The following is a 19,321-nucleotide window of genomic DNA, read 5'->3' as shown; positions in this document are numbered from 1 at the left end:
TTTCATCGGGACGGTCGCTTGCGCGTCGCAGCCGGGCGACTTTGGTTATAGCCAAAAAGCCGTTTGCCAGGGGAAGGACCGGCTGCCGATAATGGACATAACGGCCGAGACAGCGGCCGATGCGGGCGGGGCTGCCGGTGTGGGCAGGGCGCAATGGCTTTCGCACGCAAAACGAACGGGAGGCTTGGCGTTGCAGGAGATATCCCTCGAGAGGCTGGATGCAGCCAATTGGTATGAAGCTTGCCAGTTAAGGGTTGGCGATGATCAAACGGAGGTTTTTCCGATTTCCAACGTTCATTGGATCGGGATCAGCCGGTATGAAGAAGGAACGACGCTGTATGCGATCAAACGCGGCGACGAAATCGTCGGGCTCATCGGCGGCGGCCTAGACGAGGACGGGGTCAGCGGCTTCATTAATCCGCTGATGATCGATCGCCGCTATCAGCGTCAAGGCATCGCGTCGGCGGCCATGCGCCGGATGATGGAGCTGCTGATTCGCAGCGAGCGGGTGCCGCGAATCCGCCTGGGCCACCGCAAGGAGAATCGGGCGGCGGGGCGCCTGTATGACTCGCTCGGATTTCGGGTGAAGTCGGAAACCGAAGGAGAGGTCATCCGCAGCTACCCCGTGGATCACGGAGTGGAGATCCGGTCGCTTCGCGATGAGCCGTCCCGGCTCCGAGAATGCCAGGAGCTGCTGCTCGGTCATTTCCGCGACCCCGAGCTGGTCAAGCATCAGACGGAACCCTGCCTCCAAGCGGACGGTCCGCTGCCGCAGGGCTACTTTCTGCTGAAGAACGATGCCGTGATCGGCTGGGTCGGGTTGTTCGCAGCCGAGAAGGTGGTGGAAAGCGGTCTTTCCCCGTGGATCTCACCGCTGTTGATCGCGCCGCAGGAGAGGGGCAATCGCTACGGCAAGCTGCTGCTCCAGCATGCCCGGCGTGAGGCTTCGCGATTCGGCTATGAGCAGGTATACTTGACGACCGACCATATCGGCTACTACGAGAAATACGGCTTTCACGAAATCGGCGTGACCACGTTTACCTGGGGTCGGCCGACCAAGCTGTACGAGCACGACGCGCTTCGGGATGAATAAAAAAATCGCCCTGTCCGACCAATCGGTTCGGTGCAGGGCGATTTTTGCCGTTTCCGTCAAAATACGAATTTCGAGACGAACAGGATGGTATAGTAACACAGCGAGAAGGACAGGACAATTTTTGCCGAGGATCTCACCTGCTCCGGTGCATGGCGAAGCAAGAGAGCCCCCATCAGGTAAAGCACGAAGAGTCCGCCGACATAACGCGGTCCGCTGAGCAGGCCGGTCGGAGAGAAGGAGATGATGATATAGGCCAGCGCGTAGACGGAGTAAGACAGCCGCAGCCGTTTGGCGCAGAAGAGCAGCAGCAAGAGCGCGAGGAAGAACAGCAGAATGCCGGGAATCCAGATGCCGAAGGCATAGCGCGGTTCCCCGGTGTAGATCTTGCCGGTATGGCGGAACAGCAGGTCGGCGAAGAAGCCGAATTTCTGCTTCCAGTGCTCCTTCTGGTACACGAGGAACTGGAACGCGTTGCCCGTGACAACCTTGTTGACCACGAGGTAGATCCCGATCCCGACAGCGGGCAGCACGACGGCCGTGAAGCGGCGCAGCAGCCCGAGGGTCCAAGCGCTGCGCGATGCCGTCTTGTCCCGGAAGCGGCGGAAGAACTCATGATCGTAGAGAATCTCGATCAGAATCGGAGCCATCAGCAGGACGCCGTGATTGCGCGTCAGCGCGGCCAGCATTCCGAAGAGGCCGGCGAGCAGCCATTTTTTTCTCCGGAGGGTATAGAAGGTCAGAATGGTGAAGGCGATGAACACGGACTCCGTGTACGCGATGCTGAAGAAGAAGGAGAACGGGAACAAGAGCATCAACTCCGCGGTGAGCAGACCCAGACGGGAATCCCGGTATTCGCCCTCCACGAGCCGCATGAGGTAGTAGAGCGCGACCAGCAGGAACAAGTTCGAGACGACTACCCCGGCCATGAAATAGCCGCCCGGCACGATGAAATGGAATAGCTTGACGAGCGCCGGATAAAACGGATAAAAGCAAATCGACAGCTTGTTGTGATCGGTGTCGGTCAGATATCCGAATTGGGCGATGCTCAGGTACCATTCCGTGTCGTAAATCTTAAACAGCTTGATGAGCGTGGACACGAAGGGAAGCTTCCCGTTCTGGGTGGCTGCCTTGTAGGCGTAAGCTCCGATGAAGATCAAGCCACGGGTAACGACGAATAACAGCAGCAGCCTTTTCCAGACCGCGGCGCGACCCATAGGTTTAAATGCCTTCGCATCCGGCTCGGGATAGACCAAGGCTCGTCCCGGCAAGCCGAAGCCGAGGGTTCCTCCTAGGTATTCCTGGACGAATTTGACGGCGAGCACGGTAAGGCAGGCGAGCGCGAGCAGCAGGGAAGAATAGCGGACAAGCTCTTGAGCGAGCGGCATGGGCACAACATCCTTTTTATCGCTTGGTGTGAAGCATGGGGTTCTTCTCGATTATAGGGACTTGCCGCCGGATTGGCAATCCGGCCCAACCTTGGCGATGGAGCCCACGGCGCGATTAAAAACGGCCCGATTCCTTCGGGGGAAGGGACCGGACCGCGGCAGCGGACGAATCTTCGGTTAGGCTAGCGGTCGTTCGAACGAAATTCGTTCGGCGTGAGCGTCTCTTCGCCGCTGCTCTCGTTCTTGATGATGCTCTTGCGGCCGTTGCGAAGCTCGCCGGTATGCTTCGGCTTCTTGGGCTCGTCGCCCGGTTTATGGTTGGCCAATCGTCGTCCCTCCTCTTAGGCCGTTGTTGTCGGCAGGTGTCCGGAGATAGCGTTCCCCGGACAGAAGGGATTCATGAGCGGCCCGGCGGCAGCTCCCGCTCCAGTCACCCATGGGCACGTTTCCCGAATCGAACGGCAGAGCGCTTTTGCGGGCTTGTCTTGTTGGAGGCCCCGAAAGCGCGTATACTGTCAAATGACATCGACTTACCGGGAGGTTCATCATGCTAGTGCGCGTCGTTAAATCATCCGTAGCCGCCGCCGCGGCCATCGAAGGCTCGCTCCTGCTGGGCTTAAGCAATGCCTATACGGCGGGCCTGTTCGCCATTCTGGGCATCGATTCCACGAAGAAACGCAGCGTGCGAAGCATCGTCAGCCGCTTCATCGCCTCGGTCCTCGGGCTGCTGGTGGCGACGGCGGCTTTTTATTTGCTCGGCTATCACATCTGGGTGATCGGGATTTACATCTTCGTGCAGTACCTGGCCTTGTACAAAATGAAAATGCAGGACGGCATCGTCATGAGCTCCGTCATCATGCTTCATCTCTATGCCGCCAAGGAAACGACGCTACCCCTGATCGGCAACGAAGTACTGCTGCTCGCCATGGGCCTTGGGGTGGCGGCCGTCATCAACCTCATCTATACGCCCCGGTCGGAGCAGCAGATGATGCGGACCAAGGAGGCGGTCGAAGCCAATTTCTCGGCTATCCTGAAAGAGATCGCCGGCCACCTGCGGAACGTGGAGCGGGTCTGGGGCGGGGAAGAGCTGCTCGCCGCGATGGAGAAGGTCGAGGAAGGCGTCAAGCTGGCTACGGAAGCGGACGAGAATGCCCTCTTTCAGAACAAGGGCGAGTGGCACACCTATTTCGAGATGCGGCGTCAGCAGCTCTATTCGATTCAGCGGATGCTCGATCTGGTGTCCCAGGTCTATCAAAATCTGCCGCACGGAGAGGCGGTCGCGGAGCTCTTCGAGGCGCTGGCGGAAGATTTGAAGAATCCCTATTACACGGGGCGGATCGACGAGGAGCTGGCAAAGCTGGACGCGGACTTCAAGCGCATGCCGCTGCCGGAGAACCGCCGCGAATTCGAGGTGCGCTCGGCGCTCCTGCAACTGAACCTGGAGCTCAAGACCTTCCTGTCCATCGCGCGCCAGCTCAAAAAAAAGCGCCCAGCAGTAAAGGAGAGGGCGCAGGCGTAAGAGGCAAGTTTTACTTCTAAACGCAAGCGCGGCCGGCATATCCTGAAAGGGAAGCGCCGGCCGTTTGTCGTGGATAAGGCAGCCGCCCAAATATTTCACAGGGAGTTGTCACCCTAGACGAATGTCCTGCATACAATTTTAAAAGAATGATTGTATGGAGGAGGTTGAAACATGTCCATCACAGATAAAGACTTGCAATTAAGAGAAATCATAACGAAAGCTGTATGCGGCAAAGGTCGTAAATTCAGTCAGGTGAGCCATACCGTAACTCCGGCTAACGCTCCAACCAGCATCCTGGGCGCTTGGATCATCAATAACCAATACGAAGCGGTTCATTCCACGAACGGGGTGGAAGTGATCGGATCCTACGATATCAACATCTGGTATTCGTATGACCGCAACACGAAGACGGACGTGGCGAAGGAAACGGTCTCGTACGTCGACGTCGTTCCGCTCTCGTTCCTGGACAAAAAACATAAACCGGCCACCGCCGAGGTGTATGCGCTGGCGGTCACCGACCCGAACTGCGTGGAAGCGAGCATTTCCGGAAACGGCGTGGTCATCCGGGTAGAGCGCGAGTTCAAGGTGGAAATGACGGCGGAGACCAAGGTCTGCGTGGTGGTCAGTCCGCACGGTCTCGACGGAGACGAGAAGAGCTACGATTTCGACGGTTCCGACGATGCCGAATACGACGACCTCGACCTGGAGCTTCTTGACGAAGAATTAAGCTGATCTTTGATCCAGCATATGCGAAGCGAAGGGCAGCTGCTGAGGGCGGATGCCCTCTTTTGCTTGAAAAAAGAGGGCGGCGATTTCGGGGGCATGATGCGGCGGAAGGGGAGAGGCGGATGAAGTGTTTTTTTCTGCATGCCGGGGAAAAGGGGGCGGAACGCTTCGCGGAGCTCCTGCGGTTCCCGCATGGGCGTAAGCTGCCGGCGGACGGGCTGTGGGACGCCGTCATCCGTTACGGGACGCTGGCGCCGGAACCGGCGGAGCCTGTTGTGCTCGGCCGGCTCGCGGCGCTGCTGAGGCTGAGGAAGGGAGCGGCGGCCGGCGAGCTTCTGCGCCAGTGCGGGCTGAAGACCGCGGGCCGGCTGGATGCCGCAAGGAACGGGGGGCGAAGCGGCAGCGGCAGCGGCCGGCCGAATCCTCATGTCGGGCAGGCAGCGGAGGAGGCGGACCCGACAGAGCCGGAGGCACGAGGGCAACGGGCGGACGGGCAGACGGACACGGGGGCTCGCTTCGCGGGTGAAGCGAGGGTCTGGGAATACCGCATTCCCGTCTTCCAATGGGATGCGCTTGCCGTCTACGCCCGCAGAGCGGCCCCGCCCGGAACCGCCGTCCTTCAGGCGCGGCAAGAGCTCGGCTTCCGCGAGCTGCCGGAGGGCGAGCGGCATCACCGGGCCAATCGAGCGGTGCGGGATGCCGTGCGGGCCGTCTACACGCTCGGCCTCGATTACGGCCTGGTGACGTTAGTCTCCACCGCGGATGGGGACACTCGCATCTGCGAGGTGGATGCCGAGCCCGATCTGGCCGCGCCTTGGGCGGAGAAGCTCGCGGAAGCGATGAATCGCTTCGCCGCGGAGCCGTGGCCAGAGCAGCCTAGGCTGCTGCTTGGGGCCGATCCCGAGTTCGTGCTCGCCGGGCCGGACGGCAAGGTCGTGCCCGCCTCGCGGTTCCTGGAGCGGCAGGGCCGGGTCGGCTGCGATGCGGTGATCCTGAGCGGCCACCGGGTCATCCTGCCGCTCGCCGAGCTGCGCCCCGATCCGAGCCCGGATGCGGCGGGGCTGGTGCGGGGGCTGCGGCGGACGATGAGCGAGGCCGCCCGGAAGCTGCCGGGCGGCGAAGCGCTCGCCTGGCTCGCGGGCGGCATGCCGGTGAAGGGATTGCCCCTCGGGGGGCATATCCACTTCAGCGGCGTGCCGCTCACCAGCGCGCTCGTCCGCGCGCTGGACAACTACTGCGCCCTCCCCCTGCTGCTCTTGGAGGGGGAGGGCTCGCACCGCAGGCGGCCGCGCTATGGCCGCCTCGGGGACTGCCGCCGCAAGCGCCACGGCGGCTTCGAATACCGGCCGCTGCCGAGCTGGCTGGCGTCGCCGGAGCTGGCGGCGGGCGTGCTGGCGCTGGCCCGCACGGTCGCGCTGCATTGGCGCGAGCTGCGCGCGGACCCGCTGCAGCACCCCGGCCTGCGGCGGCATTACTACCGCGGCGAAGCGGAGCCGCTCCGGGCCGCGGCCGCCGCCCGGTGGGCGGAGCTGGAGCCGCTTGCGGCCTACCGCGGGCAAGCGGCCGAGCTGGCCTGGCTGAAGCGGGCGCTCTTCGCCGGACCCGCCGCCGGCGGCTTGATCGACGCGGGTGGCGATTTCCGAGCCGCCTGGGGCATCGGCCCGGCGGATTACCCCGCCGCTTCGCCGGAGGCGGCCGCCGACCCGAGCCGCAAGCCGTTTGCGGCTGCGGCGCAGGCTGTGCTGTTCGTGTAAGACCGCGAGCGCGGCTGCGGTTCGCCCCGATAGGCAAAGATCAAGACCCCCGGAAGGCGGCTGCCGACTCCGGGGGTCTTTGGCGTGTTGGCTTACGTATGAGGGCCGAGGTTAATGCACGGCGGCGAGCGGCTGCAGGCTGAGCTGATACTGCTTGGGCGTCATGCCGAACTTCCGTTTGAACAGCGCGATGAAATGCGAAAGGTTCTCGTAGTTCAGGTCGTAGGCCGTTTCCGTGACGCTCTTCGTGCGCAGCAGATCGCGGGCGACGAGCAGCTTCTGGTGGGTGATGTATTCGAGCGGCGAGAGCCCGGTGATCTTCTTGAACTGGTTGGTGAAATGGGCGGCGGACATGTTGTAGCCGGCGGCAAGCTCCTTGATATGGGGCAGGTCCAGCAGGTGGTCGTGAATGTCGCGGATCGCCCGCCGAATCGGGTGCGTGCTGTTCGGGCCGAGCAGGTTCCTCGACCCCTCCAGCCGCAGGACATGGTACGCCATCTCTTGGGCGGCGAGGTCCATGAGGAAGGCGTGATCGGCGGGATTGCCCGCGAGACAAGCCTTGATTCGCTCCAGCGGCTCGGCGAGCAGCCGGGCTTCGCCGTTCAGGGGATAGCGGTGGAGGGCGGGGTTCAGCTCCGTCAGCTGAGTTTCCAGCTCCTCGGACACGGGCCCGCGCAGCTTGTCCAGCAGATGGTCGTTCAGCTCCAAGGCGAGCGCTTTGGTCGGGCGCACGATGGACATGTCCACCCGGCTGTGCGGCGGCAGAAGTATCAACTCGCTCGCGTCGTAATGAAAGCTTTCCGTCTCGTTCAAGGTTACGGATTTCTCCCCGTCGAGGATCAGGCAGACCCGGGGGTTTTCATAGGAGGCGTAAGTCTCCGCGTAGCTCTGCGGCAGATCGTAATAGAGAATGCGCAGCGACTCCGATTCGAAGCTGTAATGAAGTTCATCATAGCGGTCAAAATTATGCAAACAGCGCTCCATGGGGCAACACTCCTCCGAATCGGGCAGTTCTTCGCCGGCGTCTACCGGAAACGGCGGAAGCGGGCTCGGTAAAAAATTGAGCTAGTTTTTCATAGTTTCGGTTAGTTTTCGACGCACCGGTTTGTTAGGCTAAAGGAAGAGCTTGTGAAACAAATAACATCGTACCACAGATAATGGATCAAAGAAAGGATGTTACCCTATGACAAAAGTGTATAAATTTGCAATGCCCTCCCTCAGCCTGATGGGCTCGGGCGCTTTGCAGGCCGCGGGCGAGGAAATCAAGAGCATGGGCTTCCATAAAGCGCTGATCGTCACCGACGAGGTGCTGGTGCAGATCGGCATCGCCGCCAAAGTTCAAGACGTGCTGACCGGAGCGGGCGTCGAATCGGTGGTCTACAGCGGCACCAAGCCGAACCCGACGGTCACGAACGTCCGCGAAGGCCTCGCGATGCTGAAGGAAGCGGACTGCGACATGGTCGTCTCGCTGGGCGGCGGCTCGCCCCACGACTGCGCGAAGGGGATTGCCCTGGTTGCCGCGAACGGCGGAGAGATCGCCGATTACGAAGGCGTCAACCGCTCGGCGAAGCCGCAGCTGCCCTTGGTGGCGATCAACACGACGGCGGGAACTGCGAGCGAAATGACGATGTTCTGCATCATCACGGACGAAATCCGCCACATCAAGATGGCGATCGTGGACAAGCACACCACGCCTGCCATTGCCGTCAACGACCCGGATCTGATGATGGCGATGCCGAAATCGCTGACCGCCGCCACGGGCATGGATGCGCTGACGCATGCGATCGAGGCGTATGTCTCCGTCGATGCCACGCCGATTACCGACGCCTGCGCTCTGCAAGCGATCGGCCTCATCCGCGATTATCTGGCCGCGGCTGTTCGCGACGGCAGCGATGCCGAAGCCCGCGACCGCATGGCCTACGCCGAATTCCTCGCCGGGATGGCCTTCAACAACGCCGGCCTCGGCTATGTGCACGCGATGGCCCATCAGCTCGGCGGCTTCTACAACCTCCCGCACGGCGTGTGCAACGCAATCCTTCTGCCGCACATCGAACGCTTCAACGCCACGGCCGCAGCCGTTCGTCTGCGCGATGTGGCGAAGGAGTTGGGCGTCGACGTGGAAGGGCTGTCCGCCGAAGAAGGCGCAGCCCGCGCCATCGAAGCGATCGAAGCGCTGGCGGCGGAAGTCGGCATCCCGAAGGGATTGGCCGAGCTGGGCGTCAAGGAAGCCGACTTTGACACCCTGGCGACCAACGCCATGAAGGATGCCTGCGGCGCCACCAACCCGATTCAGCCGACGCACAGCCAGGTCGTCGAGCTGTTCCGCAATGCGATGTAAGCGATTAGCTGATGTCCGCTCCACTGCCATGGAGCGTTTCACCAGGCGCCTCCCGATCTCGGGAGGCGTTTTTTTGTTATTTGAACATTGCATAACAAGATAACAATAAAATAAAAAAAGATGATATTTGATTGGTTATCGTTTATACTGTTGGTATCGCTTACATGAACCGAAAGGGCGAATCATCCAGGCAGAAGGAGAGCTTTTATGAAGAATCCGCGTTTGTTGGTACCGATTGTTGTTATTGTTGTTATCCTTGCCGCCGTTGTGACGGCCGCGCTGTGGCCTCGGGGAAATGCATCCGATGCAGAGGAGCCTTCGGTCCTTCCTTCGGCCTCTGCCGTCACGTCGCCGTCGACCGGTGCTTCCGCCGCCTCGGCTACGCCTGCCGCAACCGCCGCCAGTCCCGCTCCTGAGGCAAAGCCGGTTCAAGCGGAAGCGGAGGACGGCGTGCTCGACAGCGGCGCCTCGATTGAGAGCAAGGATGCCGGCTTTTCGGGCAAGGGCTACGTGTTCATCGAGAAAGGCAGCGCCGAGCTCCATGTAACCGCTGCAGCCGCAGGACTCTATGAGCTGACGATCGGCTACAGCGCGCCGTTTGGCGATAAGAAGACGAACCTGTCCGTCAACGGGCAATCCATGGGTGAGGTTGCCTTGACGACGGTCAAAACATTTAAGGAGCTTTCCGCGGGAAAAGTCATGCTTAATGAAGGAGAAAATACGATCCGGTTTGATGCGGGCTGGGGATGGTACAACCTGGATTACGTCAAGCTGACGCCCGCTTCGGGCAAGAAAGAGCATCAGGTTGCGAAGACGCTGGTTAATCCGAACGCCTCTCTGGAAGCGCAAGCCTTGATGAATTACTTGGTCGACCTCTACGGCAACAAGATTCTCTCGGGGCAGCAAGACTACAAGAACCTGGAGTTTCTCCAGCTCGTTACCGGCAAAGCGCCGGCGGTGTTCTCTTTTGACCTGATCGAGTATTCCCCTTCGCGCGTCGAGCACGGCTCAACCAGTACCGAAATCGAGAATATCTTCGACTGGGCGGGCAAGGGCGGCATCGTCTCTCTCTGCTGGCACTGGAATTCCCCGAGCGGCCTGTTCGACACGGAGGGCAAGGAATGGTGGAGAGGCTTCTATGCGGACTCGACCGCCTTTGACGTGCAAAAAGCGCTGGCCGACAAGAATTCGGAGGACTATCGCTTGCTGCTTCGCGACATCGATGCGATCGCCGTCCAGTTGAAACGGCTGCAGGATGCCCATATCCCCGTGCTTTGGCGGCCGCTGCACGAGGCAGAGGGCGGCTGGTTCTGGTGGGGCTCGAAGGGGGCCGAACCGGCCAAGGAGCTGTACCGGCTGATGTACGACCGCCTAACCAACCATCACAAGCTGAACAACCTGATCTGGGTGTGGAATTCGGTTGCCAAGGACTGGTACCCCGGTGACGACGTCGTGGATATCGTCAGCACCGACATCTACAACGAGGTCGGCGATTTCAGCCCGTCCAGCAACCAGTACGACCGGTTGCTGGAGCTGGTGAACGACAAGAAGCTGGTCGCCCTTCCGGAAGACGGCATTATTCCCGACCCCGATCTGCTGCAGCAGTACGGAGCCCATTGGAGCTGGTTCAGCACCTGGACGGGGGATTACCTCACCGACGGCAAATACAACCCGCAGGAGCATCTCAAAAAAGTATTCAACAGCGATTACGTGATCACCCTCGACGAACTGCCTGCCAATCTGAAGACGTATGGACTTTCGGATTAATAAGGAGTCGCCTCTTCCGGGGCCCGCCTGCTTAAGCCGCCGTTTGATTCGGCCCCGCAGGCGGGCCCTTTCTCTTTCGAAGAACGGCCTGCGGTGTGGTATACTGGAAGGTGAAGTTTTGCCCCGGAATGCCCCAAGCCCGGACGGGAACCGCCCGATGGGCTTCGGGCAAAGCTGGAACGCGGGCCGCTATGGACGACGGAGCGGATGCGCGGACCGGGAGATGATGGAGGATGGAACCGTTGACGTATACCCCGATGATGCAGCAGTATCTGGCCGTGAAAGCCGAGGTGCCGGATGCGTTTTTGTTTTTTCGGCTCGGCGATTTCTATGAAATGTTCTTCGAGGATGCGATCCAGGCCTCCCGCGAGCTGGAGCTGACCCTGACCGGCCGGGAAGGGGGACTCGAGGAACGCATTCCCATGTGCGGCGTTCCCTACCATTCGGCCGAGAATTACATATCCCGCTTGATCGAAAAAGGCTACAAGGTCGCCATTTGCGAGCAGATGGAGGACCCGGCCACGGCCAAGGGGATGGTGCGCCGCGAGATCGTCCGCATCGTCACGCCCGGCACGCTGATGGACGGCAAGCTGCTGAACGAGCGGGCGAACAATTATATCGCTTGCGCCGTCGAAGTCGGGGACCGGTACGGCTTCGCAGCCGGGGATTTGTCGACCGGCGAGCTGCACGTCACCTGGCTGGACAGCTCCGCCGACCGGCTGGCGGACGAGCTGACCGCCTTTCAGCCCGCAGAGCTGCTGGCGCACGGTCCGATGCTGGAGCGCCTCGCCGCTCTGCCGATGGTGGCGAGCGTGCCGCGGACCGATTGGAACAAGCGGGACGACGAGTTTGTGCGCGGGCATTTTGCCGCGGGAGACCTGGACCGGCTCGACCCGGCCGCGCGCGACGCCGTCGTGCTGCTGATGACGTACCTCAAGGAAACCCAGAAGCGTTCGCTCGCGCATATGACCGAGATTCGCTTCTACGAAACGGACCAGTTCATGACCATGGACCCGTTTACGCGGCGGAACCTGGAGCTGACCGAGACCGTCCGCGAGCAGACGAAGAAGGGCTCGCTCTACTGGCTGCTCGACAAGACCGAGACGGCCATGGGCGGCCGCCTGCTCCGGCGCTGGATCGAGAAGCCGCTGTTCAGCCTAGGAAGGATCGAGGAGCGGCTCGAAGCGGTAGACAAGCTGGTCGGCCGCCTCATCGAGCGGGAGGAACTGCGGCTTGTGCTGCGCGAGGTCTACGACCTGGAGCGGCTGGTCGGCCGCATCTCCTACGGCAGCGCGAGCGGCCGCGACCTGGCGGCGCTCCGCCGCTCGCTGGAGCAGATGCCGGCGTTCCGCGCCGCCTGTCTTGCCACCGGCTCGGAAACCCTGCGCCGGCTGGCGGAGAATCTGGACGAATGCGCCGACGTGCTAAGCTGGATTCAGGCTGCGATCGTCGAAGACCCGCCCCTGTCGGTGAAGGAAGGCGGCATTATCCGCGACGGCTATCACGAGCATTTGGACCGGCTGAAGACGGCCAGCCGCGAGGGCAAGACCTGGATCGCGGGGCTGGAGCGGCAGGAGCGGGAACGCACCGGCATCAAGTCGCTCAAGGTCGGCTACAACAAGGTGTTCGGCTATTATATCGAAATCACCCGGGCGCATCTCGCCTCCCTGCCGGAGGGGCTCTATGAGCGCAAGCAGACGCTGGCGAACGCCGAGCGGTACATCACGCCGGAGCTGAAGGAGAAGGAAGCCCTCATTCTCGAGGCCGAGGAGAAGATGTTCGGGCTCGAGTACGAGCTGTTCTGCGAGCTGCGCGACCGGATCGGCGGGGAAATCCGCCGCCTCCAGAAGCTGGCCGAGGCGGTCGCTTCGGTCGACGTGCTGCAGTCCTTTGCCGCCGTGAGCGCGGCGAACCGGTTCGTCCGCCCCGTCGTCACGGACGGGTATAACCTCGTCGTCGAAGGCGGACGCCACCCGGTCGTCGAAGCGGTTATGGGCGATGCCTCGTTCATCGCCAACGGAACGCGGCTCGTGCGGGACGACACGCATGTGCTGCTCATCACCGGCCCGAACATGGCCGGGAAGAGCACCTACATGCGCCAGGTGGCGGTGCTGTCGATCCTCGCCCAGATCGGCTGCTTCGTTCCCGCCGAACGGGCCGAGCTGCCGCTCATCGACCGCATCTTCACGCGGATCGGCGCGGCCGACGACCTGATCGGCGGACAGAGCACGTTCATGGTCGAGATGATGGACATCCGCGTCATGACCGAGAAGGCCACGGAGCGGAGCCTCGTCATCATCGACGAGCTCGGCCGCGGCACCTCGACCGGCGAAGGGATGGCGATCGCCCAGGCGGTCATCGAGTTCCTGCATGACCGGATCGGTTGCAAGACGCTGGTCTCGACCCATTTCCACGAGCTGGCCCATCTGGAAGAGAGTCTGGCCCGGCTGCGCAACGCCTGCATGGCCGTCAAGGAGAGCGGCCAGGAGGTGACCTTCCTGCGCAAGCTGATCCCGGGCGCGGCCAGCACCAGCTACGGCATCTACTGCGCCCGGATCGCCGGGCTGCCGGATTCGATCATCGAGCGTTCGTACACGCTCCTGAACGTGTTCGAGACGAAGGGCGCGGAGGAGCAAGCCGCCGTGTTGGAGGCGGCTCCGGCCCTGGCGGATAAGCGCCCTGCGGCGGCGGGGCGGGAAGCGGAACGGGCTGAGCCGTCGCGGACCGACGACGTAAGCGTTCCGGCCGAGTCGCCGAATGCTCTCGGCGAGAGCGAACCGGCCGAACCGCGGGCCGATGCCGCAAATGCGCCGGCTGAACCGCCGCGGGCCAGCGACGCAAGCGTTCCGGCCGAGCCGACCCTTCCGGACGGGAGCGCCGAAGCCGGGGCGGTGCAGCTCAGCCTGTTCGCCGAGCCGCCCGCCGAGCCTTCGCCTTCGCGTAAGGCGGACGCCAAGCTGCAGCAGTTGGCCGACCGCTTGCGGACGGCGGATCTGATCAACATGACGCCGCTTGCGGCGATGAATTTCCTGTATGAGCTGAAGCAGAAGCTGGGCGAGGCCGACGCCAAAGCCGGGCGCTGACGGAAGCGGATAGGGAAAGGGGGAACCGGGATGGGGATCATCAATATTCTCGACGATCATATCGCCAACCAGATCGCGGCGGGCGAAGTAGTGGAGCGGCCCTCCTCCGTGGTGAAGGAGCTGGTGGAGAATGCCGTGGACGCCGGCAGCACGCGGATCGATGTAACCGTGGAAGAAGGCGGACTCCAGCTGATCCGCGTCAAGGACAACGGCTCGGGCATCGCCGACGACGATTGCGAGATCGCGTTTGCCCGTCACGCCACGAGCAAGATCAAGAACGGCAAGGAGCTGTTCCAAATCCGCACGCTCGGCTTCCGCGGCGAGGCGCTGCCCAGCATCGCGGCCGTCGCCAAGGTGGAATGCGTCACGACCGGCCGCGAGGACGGGTTGGGCAAGCGGCTGGCGATTGAAGGCGGAGCCCTCGTCGCCGCCGAGGAAACGGCTGCCGAGCGCGGGACGGATATCCGGGTCCGCGAGCTGTTCTACAACACGCCGGCCCGGTTAAAGTACATGAAGACAATACAGACGGAGCTCGGCCACATCTCGGATTACCTGTACCGAATCGCCATGGCTCATCCGGAGATCGCCTTCACGCTCCGCCACAACGGACACACTCTGCTGAATACGCTCGGCAACGGCGACCTGCTCGGCGTGCTGGCTGCCGTCTACGGGGCGTCGACGGCGAAGAGCATGGTCGAAGTCAAGGCGGAGGACCTCGATTACGTCATTCACGGCTTCGTGTCCCGGCCGGAGACGACCCGCACCGGTCGGGCGGCCTTGACCCTCGTCGTGAACGGACGCTACATCCGCAGCTTCGCGGTGACCCAGGCGATTCTGCGGGCCTATCACACGCTGCTCCCGGTCAATCGCTACCCGGTCGGAGCGCTGCATCTGACGATGGACCCGTCGCTGCTCGACGTGAACGTGCATCCCTCCAAGCTGGAGGTCCGCTTCAGCAAGGAGGCGGAGCTGGTCGCGCTGACGGAAGCGGCCGTCCGCGAAGCGCTGGGCCGGCAGACGCTGATTCCCGGCGGCAGCCGGACGCCGGTCGGCAAGAATGCGGTTGTGCAGGAGCAATTCGCTCTGTATCGGCCGGACGAGGGGAATCCGGCAGAGCGCTCACCGCTGCCGCCCGCGCCGCCCGAACGGGAGGGCGATGCGCCGTTCTTCGGCGGGCAGGGTGCGGCCCGCTCCGACGCCGCTGCGGGCTCGCCGTTCGGCCGTACCGCCGGCGCTGGACCGTCAGGCTCCGCCGCCTGGCAGGAAGGCGTGCGGCCCTTCCCGCAAGAGGGAACCGCTTCGCCGGGCGAACCGAATCCGTTCCGTCCGGTCACGAACGCGGCCGACCTCCGCATGCCCGGCGGCTTCACGGCCGACCGAGGCCGGACGGCTTCGGGCAACCCGGCCCAAGCTCCCGCAGGCGGCGCTCCGCGTTCCGCAGCGGAAGGGACGGGGGCTTACCCCCGTCCGGCTTCGCCGGGAACGCCGTACGGCCGTCCCGCGGGCGGCGGCTCGGGCGGCATGCTGACCGCCGAGCAGCTCGCGCGCCTGTCCTCGCCGGAGGACGGCTCGGCGCCGGTGCTCCCGTCCTTTCCCAAGCTGGAGCCGGTCGGACAGGTGCACGGCACCTACCTCGTCGCCCAGAACGAGGAGGGGATGTACCTGATCGACCAGCATGCGGCGCACGAGCGGATCAATTACGAATACTACCGCGACAAATTCGGGCGGCCCGGCGAAGAGAGCCAGGAGCTGCTGCTGCCACTGACGCTGGAGTTTACCTCGGCGGAGGCCGCCGTGCTCGAGTCGCGTCTAACGCTTCTGGAGCAGGCGGGCTTGTACCTGGAGCCGTTCGGCGGCTCGTCCTTCCTCGTGCGGGCCTATCCCCACTGGCTGCCTGCCGGGGAAGAGAAGGCGCTCGTCGAGGAAATGATCGACTGGGTGCTGACGGAGAAGAAAGCGCTCGATCTGGCGGCTTTCCGCGACGCTGCCGCCGCCATGTGCTCCTGTAAGGCGTCGATCAAGGCCAACCAGCCGATCACCCGCGCCGACATGGAATCGCTGCTTGACCGATTGGCTGCCTGCCGCAACCCGTATACTTGCCCGCACGGCCGGCCGATCCTGATCAGCTTCACGCTGTACGAGCTGGAGAAGCTGTTCAAGCGCGTGATGTGAAGCACTATGTACATTTTGAAAACTTAGTACCCATCCTCCTATTAAATCTTTCATTAAAAATAATCTTGGGTTAGGTTTGAGATCTGAATTACTCCCTGTTCTTTTTTATGATGAGTCAAATCGGAAATTGAATTTTCTTAAGAAACTACTGAAAGTACTAGGAGGATGGGAAATGATAGCAAGAGTACAATTTGAAAACTATCGATGTTTTAAAAACTCAACGATGTCTTTTAAAGACTTGACAATTATTGTAGGAAAAAATAACGCTGGAAAATCGACAGTTGTCGAAGCTTTGAGAATGATATCGAGCGCGCGAAATAAAGCGAGTACTACCTTATATACAGAACCACCACGTTCCTTAGGCATATCAGCGAGCACTCGCGGGTTCAAGATTAATACAGATAAATTACGTATTGACTTGCGAGGGGTAATTTACTTCTACGAAGACGTTACAGCTCAAATTACTGCATTCTTTAAGGATAATTCTAAGATAATTATTTTTATTAATAGCAAAGTAGCATTTGCTTGCATTTATAACCAAGAAGGCGAATTAATAACTTCGCAAAACAAGGCGAATTTGTGTAATCTTAGCAATATTAATATTCTGCCTCAGATTGGGTTGATTAAGGAAAACGAGAAAATGCTAACTCGAAATACTATTGTTGGAGATAAAGACACTTATTTATCTTCACGCCACTTTAGGAATGAAATTATGCTATATAAAAATTATTTTTTTTCAGATTTTTGCTCACTCTCAGAAAATACCTGGCCTGGACTAAGAATACGAGACTTAGTCGAACCTTCCACTGATAACGAATATATCTTTTTTTCCGTTGAAGATGCTGGATTTACATCAGAAATTGGTTTGATGGGTAGCGGTATTCAAATGTGGCTTCAGATAATTTGGTTCGTATGCAGGTCAAAGGATTGTGACACAATAATCCTTGATGAGCCTGATGTATATATGCATCCCGACTTACAACGAAAATTACTAAAACTAATAAAAAGGAGGTTTAAGCAGGTAATTATAGCTACACATTCGGTAGAGATTATTTCAGAGGTAGAGCCTAGAAATATTATTGATATTGATAAAACAAGTAGAAAAATGTCATATGCTATTAGTAAAAAAGGAGTACAGCATATTATTGATGGACTCGGAAGTATTCATAATGTATCGTTAGTTCGAATTTCTAATACAAAAAAGTGTTTATTTGTTGAGGGGAAAGATATTAAAATTTTATCAAAATTGCATTCAAAGATATATCCAGACAGTGATTATTCGCTTGAATTATTACCTTCAGTTGAATTAGGCGGATGGAGTAGACTTGATGAAGCTTTTGGCGCAGCCAAATTATTCCATAACGAAACAGAAGATCATGTTAAGTGTTTTTGTGTAATTGATAGAGATTATTATCCAATGGTGACTATAAATAAGCAATACAAAAAAGCAATAGAATGCCACTTGAATCTACATATCTGGAGTAAAAAAGAGATAGAAAATTACCTAATTAAACCAATGATGCTTTTTCGATTAACTGGTTTACCCATTTCTAAGTTTGAAGAGTTTAATATACAACTTAGCGAATTACTCGATTCTTATAGAGTAAGTGTTACAGACCAAATTTCTGAACAAATACACAAATTAGATCGAAGCAAAGGTATAGGAAAATGTAACGAAGAAGCGAGAACTTTAATACTAGAAAAATGGACGAATAATGATGAAAAAATAAGTTTAATAGGTGGAAAGGAGCTTATAAGTGATATAAATGTTTGGATGAAAGAAAACTACAGTAAGAGTTGTACTTTAGCAAGGATGGTAAGAAATATTCGTGCTGAAGAAATAGACGAAGAGGTAAAAAGCGTAATTGATATGCTTGTAAGTTAAAATAAAGGGGATTGATAATAATATAGTGTTCTAAAAAAGAAAAGAGCCGCGTATTTAGGGGACGAGATCTAAATCCCTAAAAATACACGGCTCTGTTTTGTTAAGGTTTTTTATTCGTTAACTTTCTGACTACCGTTGCGAACGGGTCTTACGCGTTCAGCAGGTACTGGTTGACCGTAGCGCGAACCAGCTCCAGGTGGCCGGACTTGTTGACGATCGGGTTGTTCTTGAGGGCATGGGCTTCCAGCGATTTGAAGTCCATTTTGCCGGCGACGATATCCGCGCCGATGCCGGATTTGAACGTTTCGTACTTCTCGTCGAGCACCTTCTTGAGGGCTCCGTCTTCCAGCATCTTGGCGGCGACGACGAGGCCGCGGGCGAAGGAGTCCATCCCGGCGATGTGCGAGTAGACGACGTCGATCGGTTCGAAGGATTGACGGCGAACCTTGGAGTCGAAGTTGACGCCGCCGCGGCCGATGCCGCCTTCGTTCTGGAGGATTTCGTACATGGCGAGCGTCGAGGAGTACAGGTCCGTCGGGAATTCGTCGGTATCCCAGCCGAGGAGCACGTCGCCTTGGTTGGCGTCGATCGAGCCGAGTGCGTCGTTGATGCGGGAGACGTGCAGCTCATGCTCGAAGGTATGGCCGGCCAAGGTAGCATGGTTGGCTTCGATGTTCAGCTTGAAGTGCTTCTTCAGGTCGTACTTCTGCAGGAAGGACAGCGAGGTGGCGGCGTCAAAGTCGTACTGGTGCTTCGACGGCTCCTTCGGCTTCGGTTCGATCAGGAATTGGGCGTCGAAGCCGATTTCCTTGGCATAATCAACGGCCATATGCATGAAGCGGGCCATGTTGTCGAGCTCGAGGGCCATGTCCGTGTTCAGCAGGGATTCGTAGCCTTCGCGGCCGCCCCAGAACACGTAGTTTTGACCGCCCAGCTCCTTGCCGTGCTCAAGCGCTTTCTTGACCTGAGCGGCGGCGTATGCGTAGACTTCGGCGTTGCTGGTCGTGGAGGCGCCGTGCACGAACCGGGGGTTGGTGAACATGTTGGCGGTGTTCCACAGCAGCTTCTTGCCGCTGGTCTTCATGTTTTCCTTAATCAGGGCGACGATGGTATCGAGGTTCTTGTTCGTTTCCTGGAGGGTGTCGCCTTCCGGAGCGATATCGCGGTCGTGGAAGCAGAAGAAATCGGTGTCCAGGATGTTCAGCAGCTCGAAGTTCGCTTCAACGCGGGCTTTGGCGAGGTCCATGCCGGTGTAGCGGTCGTAGCCGCGCAGCATCGTGCCGGCGCCGAACGGATCGCTGCCGTTATAGGTGTAAGAGTGCCAGTAAGCGACGGCGAAGCGAAGATGCTCGCGCATCGTTTTGCCGAGGATGACCTGGTCCGGGTTGTAGTGCTTGAATGCGAGCGGATTCGTCGATTGCTTGCCTTCGTATTTGACTTTGTCCACATTGCCGAAATAGCTCATGGATGATTCCCTCCGGGTTTCTGGATTGGCGCTTCGCCTCTGACGGAGAAACGCTTACAAGGTCATCATACCACTTGCCAAGGACTTTGTAAATTGAATAAACTAACTTTGTGGAAAGAAAGATGAATTCGCTT

The 19,321-nt window shown here is 59.2% G+C and carries 13 protein-coding genes; 9 read left to right on the top strand and 4 right to left on the bottom strand.

Translation table 11 applies throughout. The features are described from left to right. Positions 1 to 190: 190 nt before the first annotated feature. The gene (locus ACSEXS_RS09570) at positions 191 to 1,093 is read left to right on the top strand and encodes a GNAT family N-acetyltransferase (protein ID WP_438432928.1); all 903 of its coding nucleotides are present in this window, start codon (positions 191 to 193) and stop codon (positions 1,091 to 1,093) included. Between the two features lie 56 nt (positions 1,094 to 1,149). Here the strand turns inward: ACSEXS_RS09570 and ACSEXS_RS09565 are convergent, their stop codons facing one another. After that, positions 1,150 to 2,478 carry a hypothetical protein gene (locus tag ACSEXS_RS09565; RefSeq protein ID WP_438432927.1) on the bottom strand — a complete coding sequence of 443 codons (1,329 nt, stop codon included), beginning with the start codon at positions 2,476 to 2,478 and terminating at the stop codon, positions 1,150 to 1,152. Positions 2,479 to 2,660: 182 nt separating this feature from the next. Further along, positions 2,661 to 2,804 (bottom strand): hypothetical protein, encoded by a 144-nt coding sequence (locus ACSEXS_RS09560; protein WP_438432926.1) that lies wholly within the window; start codon positions 2,802 to 2,804, stop codon positions 2,661 to 2,663. Between the two features lie 221 nt (positions 2,805 to 3,025). Between ACSEXS_RS09560 and ACSEXS_RS09555 the strand changes: the two genes are divergently transcribed. From ACSEXS_RS09555 to ACSEXS_RS09545, 3 genes are all read left to right on the top strand, one after another. After that, entirely contained in the window at positions 3,026 to 3,997 is a 972-nt protein-coding gene (locus ACSEXS_RS09555) for an aromatic acid exporter family protein (RefSeq protein WP_438432925.1), read from the top strand. Between the two features lie 171 nt (positions 3,998 to 4,168). Further along, a complete protein-coding gene (cotE, locus tag ACSEXS_RS09550; RefSeq protein WP_438432924.1) occupies positions 4,169 to 4,729 on the top strand; it encodes an outer spore coat protein CotE in 561 nt (186 codons plus the stop codon). A gap of 116 nt (positions 4,730 to 4,845) precedes the next feature. Beyond that, positions 4,846 to 6,477, top strand: a complete 1,632-nt coding sequence (locus ACSEXS_RS09545) for a putative amidoligase domain-containing protein (RefSeq protein WP_438432923.1) — start codon at positions 4,846 to 4,848, stop codon at positions 6,475 to 6,477. 111 nt (positions 6,478 to 6,588) lie between these two features. Here ACSEXS_RS09545 and ACSEXS_RS09540 read toward each other — a convergent pair whose 3' ends face one another. Further along, on the bottom strand, positions 6,589 to 7,461 hold the full coding sequence (locus ACSEXS_RS09540; RefSeq protein ID WP_438432922.1) for a helix-turn-helix domain-containing protein: 873 nt from the start codon (positions 7,459 to 7,461) through the stop codon (positions 6,589 to 6,591). Positions 7,462 to 7,660: 199 nt separating this feature from the next. Here ACSEXS_RS09540 and yiaY point away from each other — a divergent pair, with 199 nt between their 5' ends. From yiaY to ACSEXS_RS09515, 5 genes are all read left to right on the top strand, one after another. Beyond that, positions 7,661 to 8,815: an L-threonine dehydrogenase gene (gene yiaY, locus ACSEXS_RS09535; protein ID WP_438432921.1), complete on the top strand. Its 1,155-nt coding sequence runs from the start codon at positions 7,661 to 7,663 to the stop codon at positions 8,813 to 8,815. A gap of 207 nt (positions 8,816 to 9,022) precedes the next feature. Continuing rightward, positions 9,023 to 10,582, top strand: a complete 1,560-nt coding sequence (locus ACSEXS_RS09530) for a glycosyl hydrolase (RefSeq protein ID WP_438432920.1) — start codon at positions 9,023 to 9,025, stop codon at positions 10,580 to 10,582. Between the two features lie 233 nt (positions 10,583 to 10,815). Next, on the top strand, positions 10,816 to 13,665 hold the full coding sequence (mutS, locus tag ACSEXS_RS09525) for a DNA mismatch repair protein MutS (protein ID WP_438432919.1): 2,850 nt from the start codon (positions 10,816 to 10,818) through the stop codon (positions 13,663 to 13,665). A gap of 30 nt (positions 13,666 to 13,695) precedes the next feature. Further along, positions 13,696 to 15,837: a DNA mismatch repair endonuclease MutL gene (gene mutL / locus ACSEXS_RS09520; protein ID WP_438432918.1), complete on the top strand. Its 2,142-nt coding sequence runs from the start codon at positions 13,696 to 13,698 to the stop codon at positions 15,835 to 15,837. Between the two features lie 172 nt (positions 15,838 to 16,009). Next, on the top strand, positions 16,010 to 17,722 hold the full coding sequence (locus ACSEXS_RS09515; RefSeq protein WP_438432917.1) for an ATP-dependent nuclease: 1,713 nt from the start codon (positions 16,010 to 16,012) through the stop codon (positions 17,720 to 17,722). 148 nt (positions 17,723 to 17,870) lie between these two features. On the opposite strand, the gene xylA is transcribed toward ACSEXS_RS09515, so the two are convergent. Then, on the bottom strand, positions 17,871 to 19,187 hold the full coding sequence (gene xylA / locus ACSEXS_RS09510; protein WP_438432916.1) for a xylose isomerase: 1,317 nt from the start codon (positions 19,185 to 19,187) through the stop codon (positions 17,871 to 17,873). Positions 19,188 to 19,321 lie beyond the last annotated feature (134 nt).

Origin of the sequence: Gorillibacterium terrae (genome assembly GCF_051594785.1) — a bacterium.
Lineage (GTDB): Bacteria > Bacillota > Bacilli > Paenibacillales > NBRC-103111 > Gorillibacterium.
Note: the sequence above shows the minus strand (reverse complement) of the source record. Positions and strands in the feature narration are given on the sequence as shown.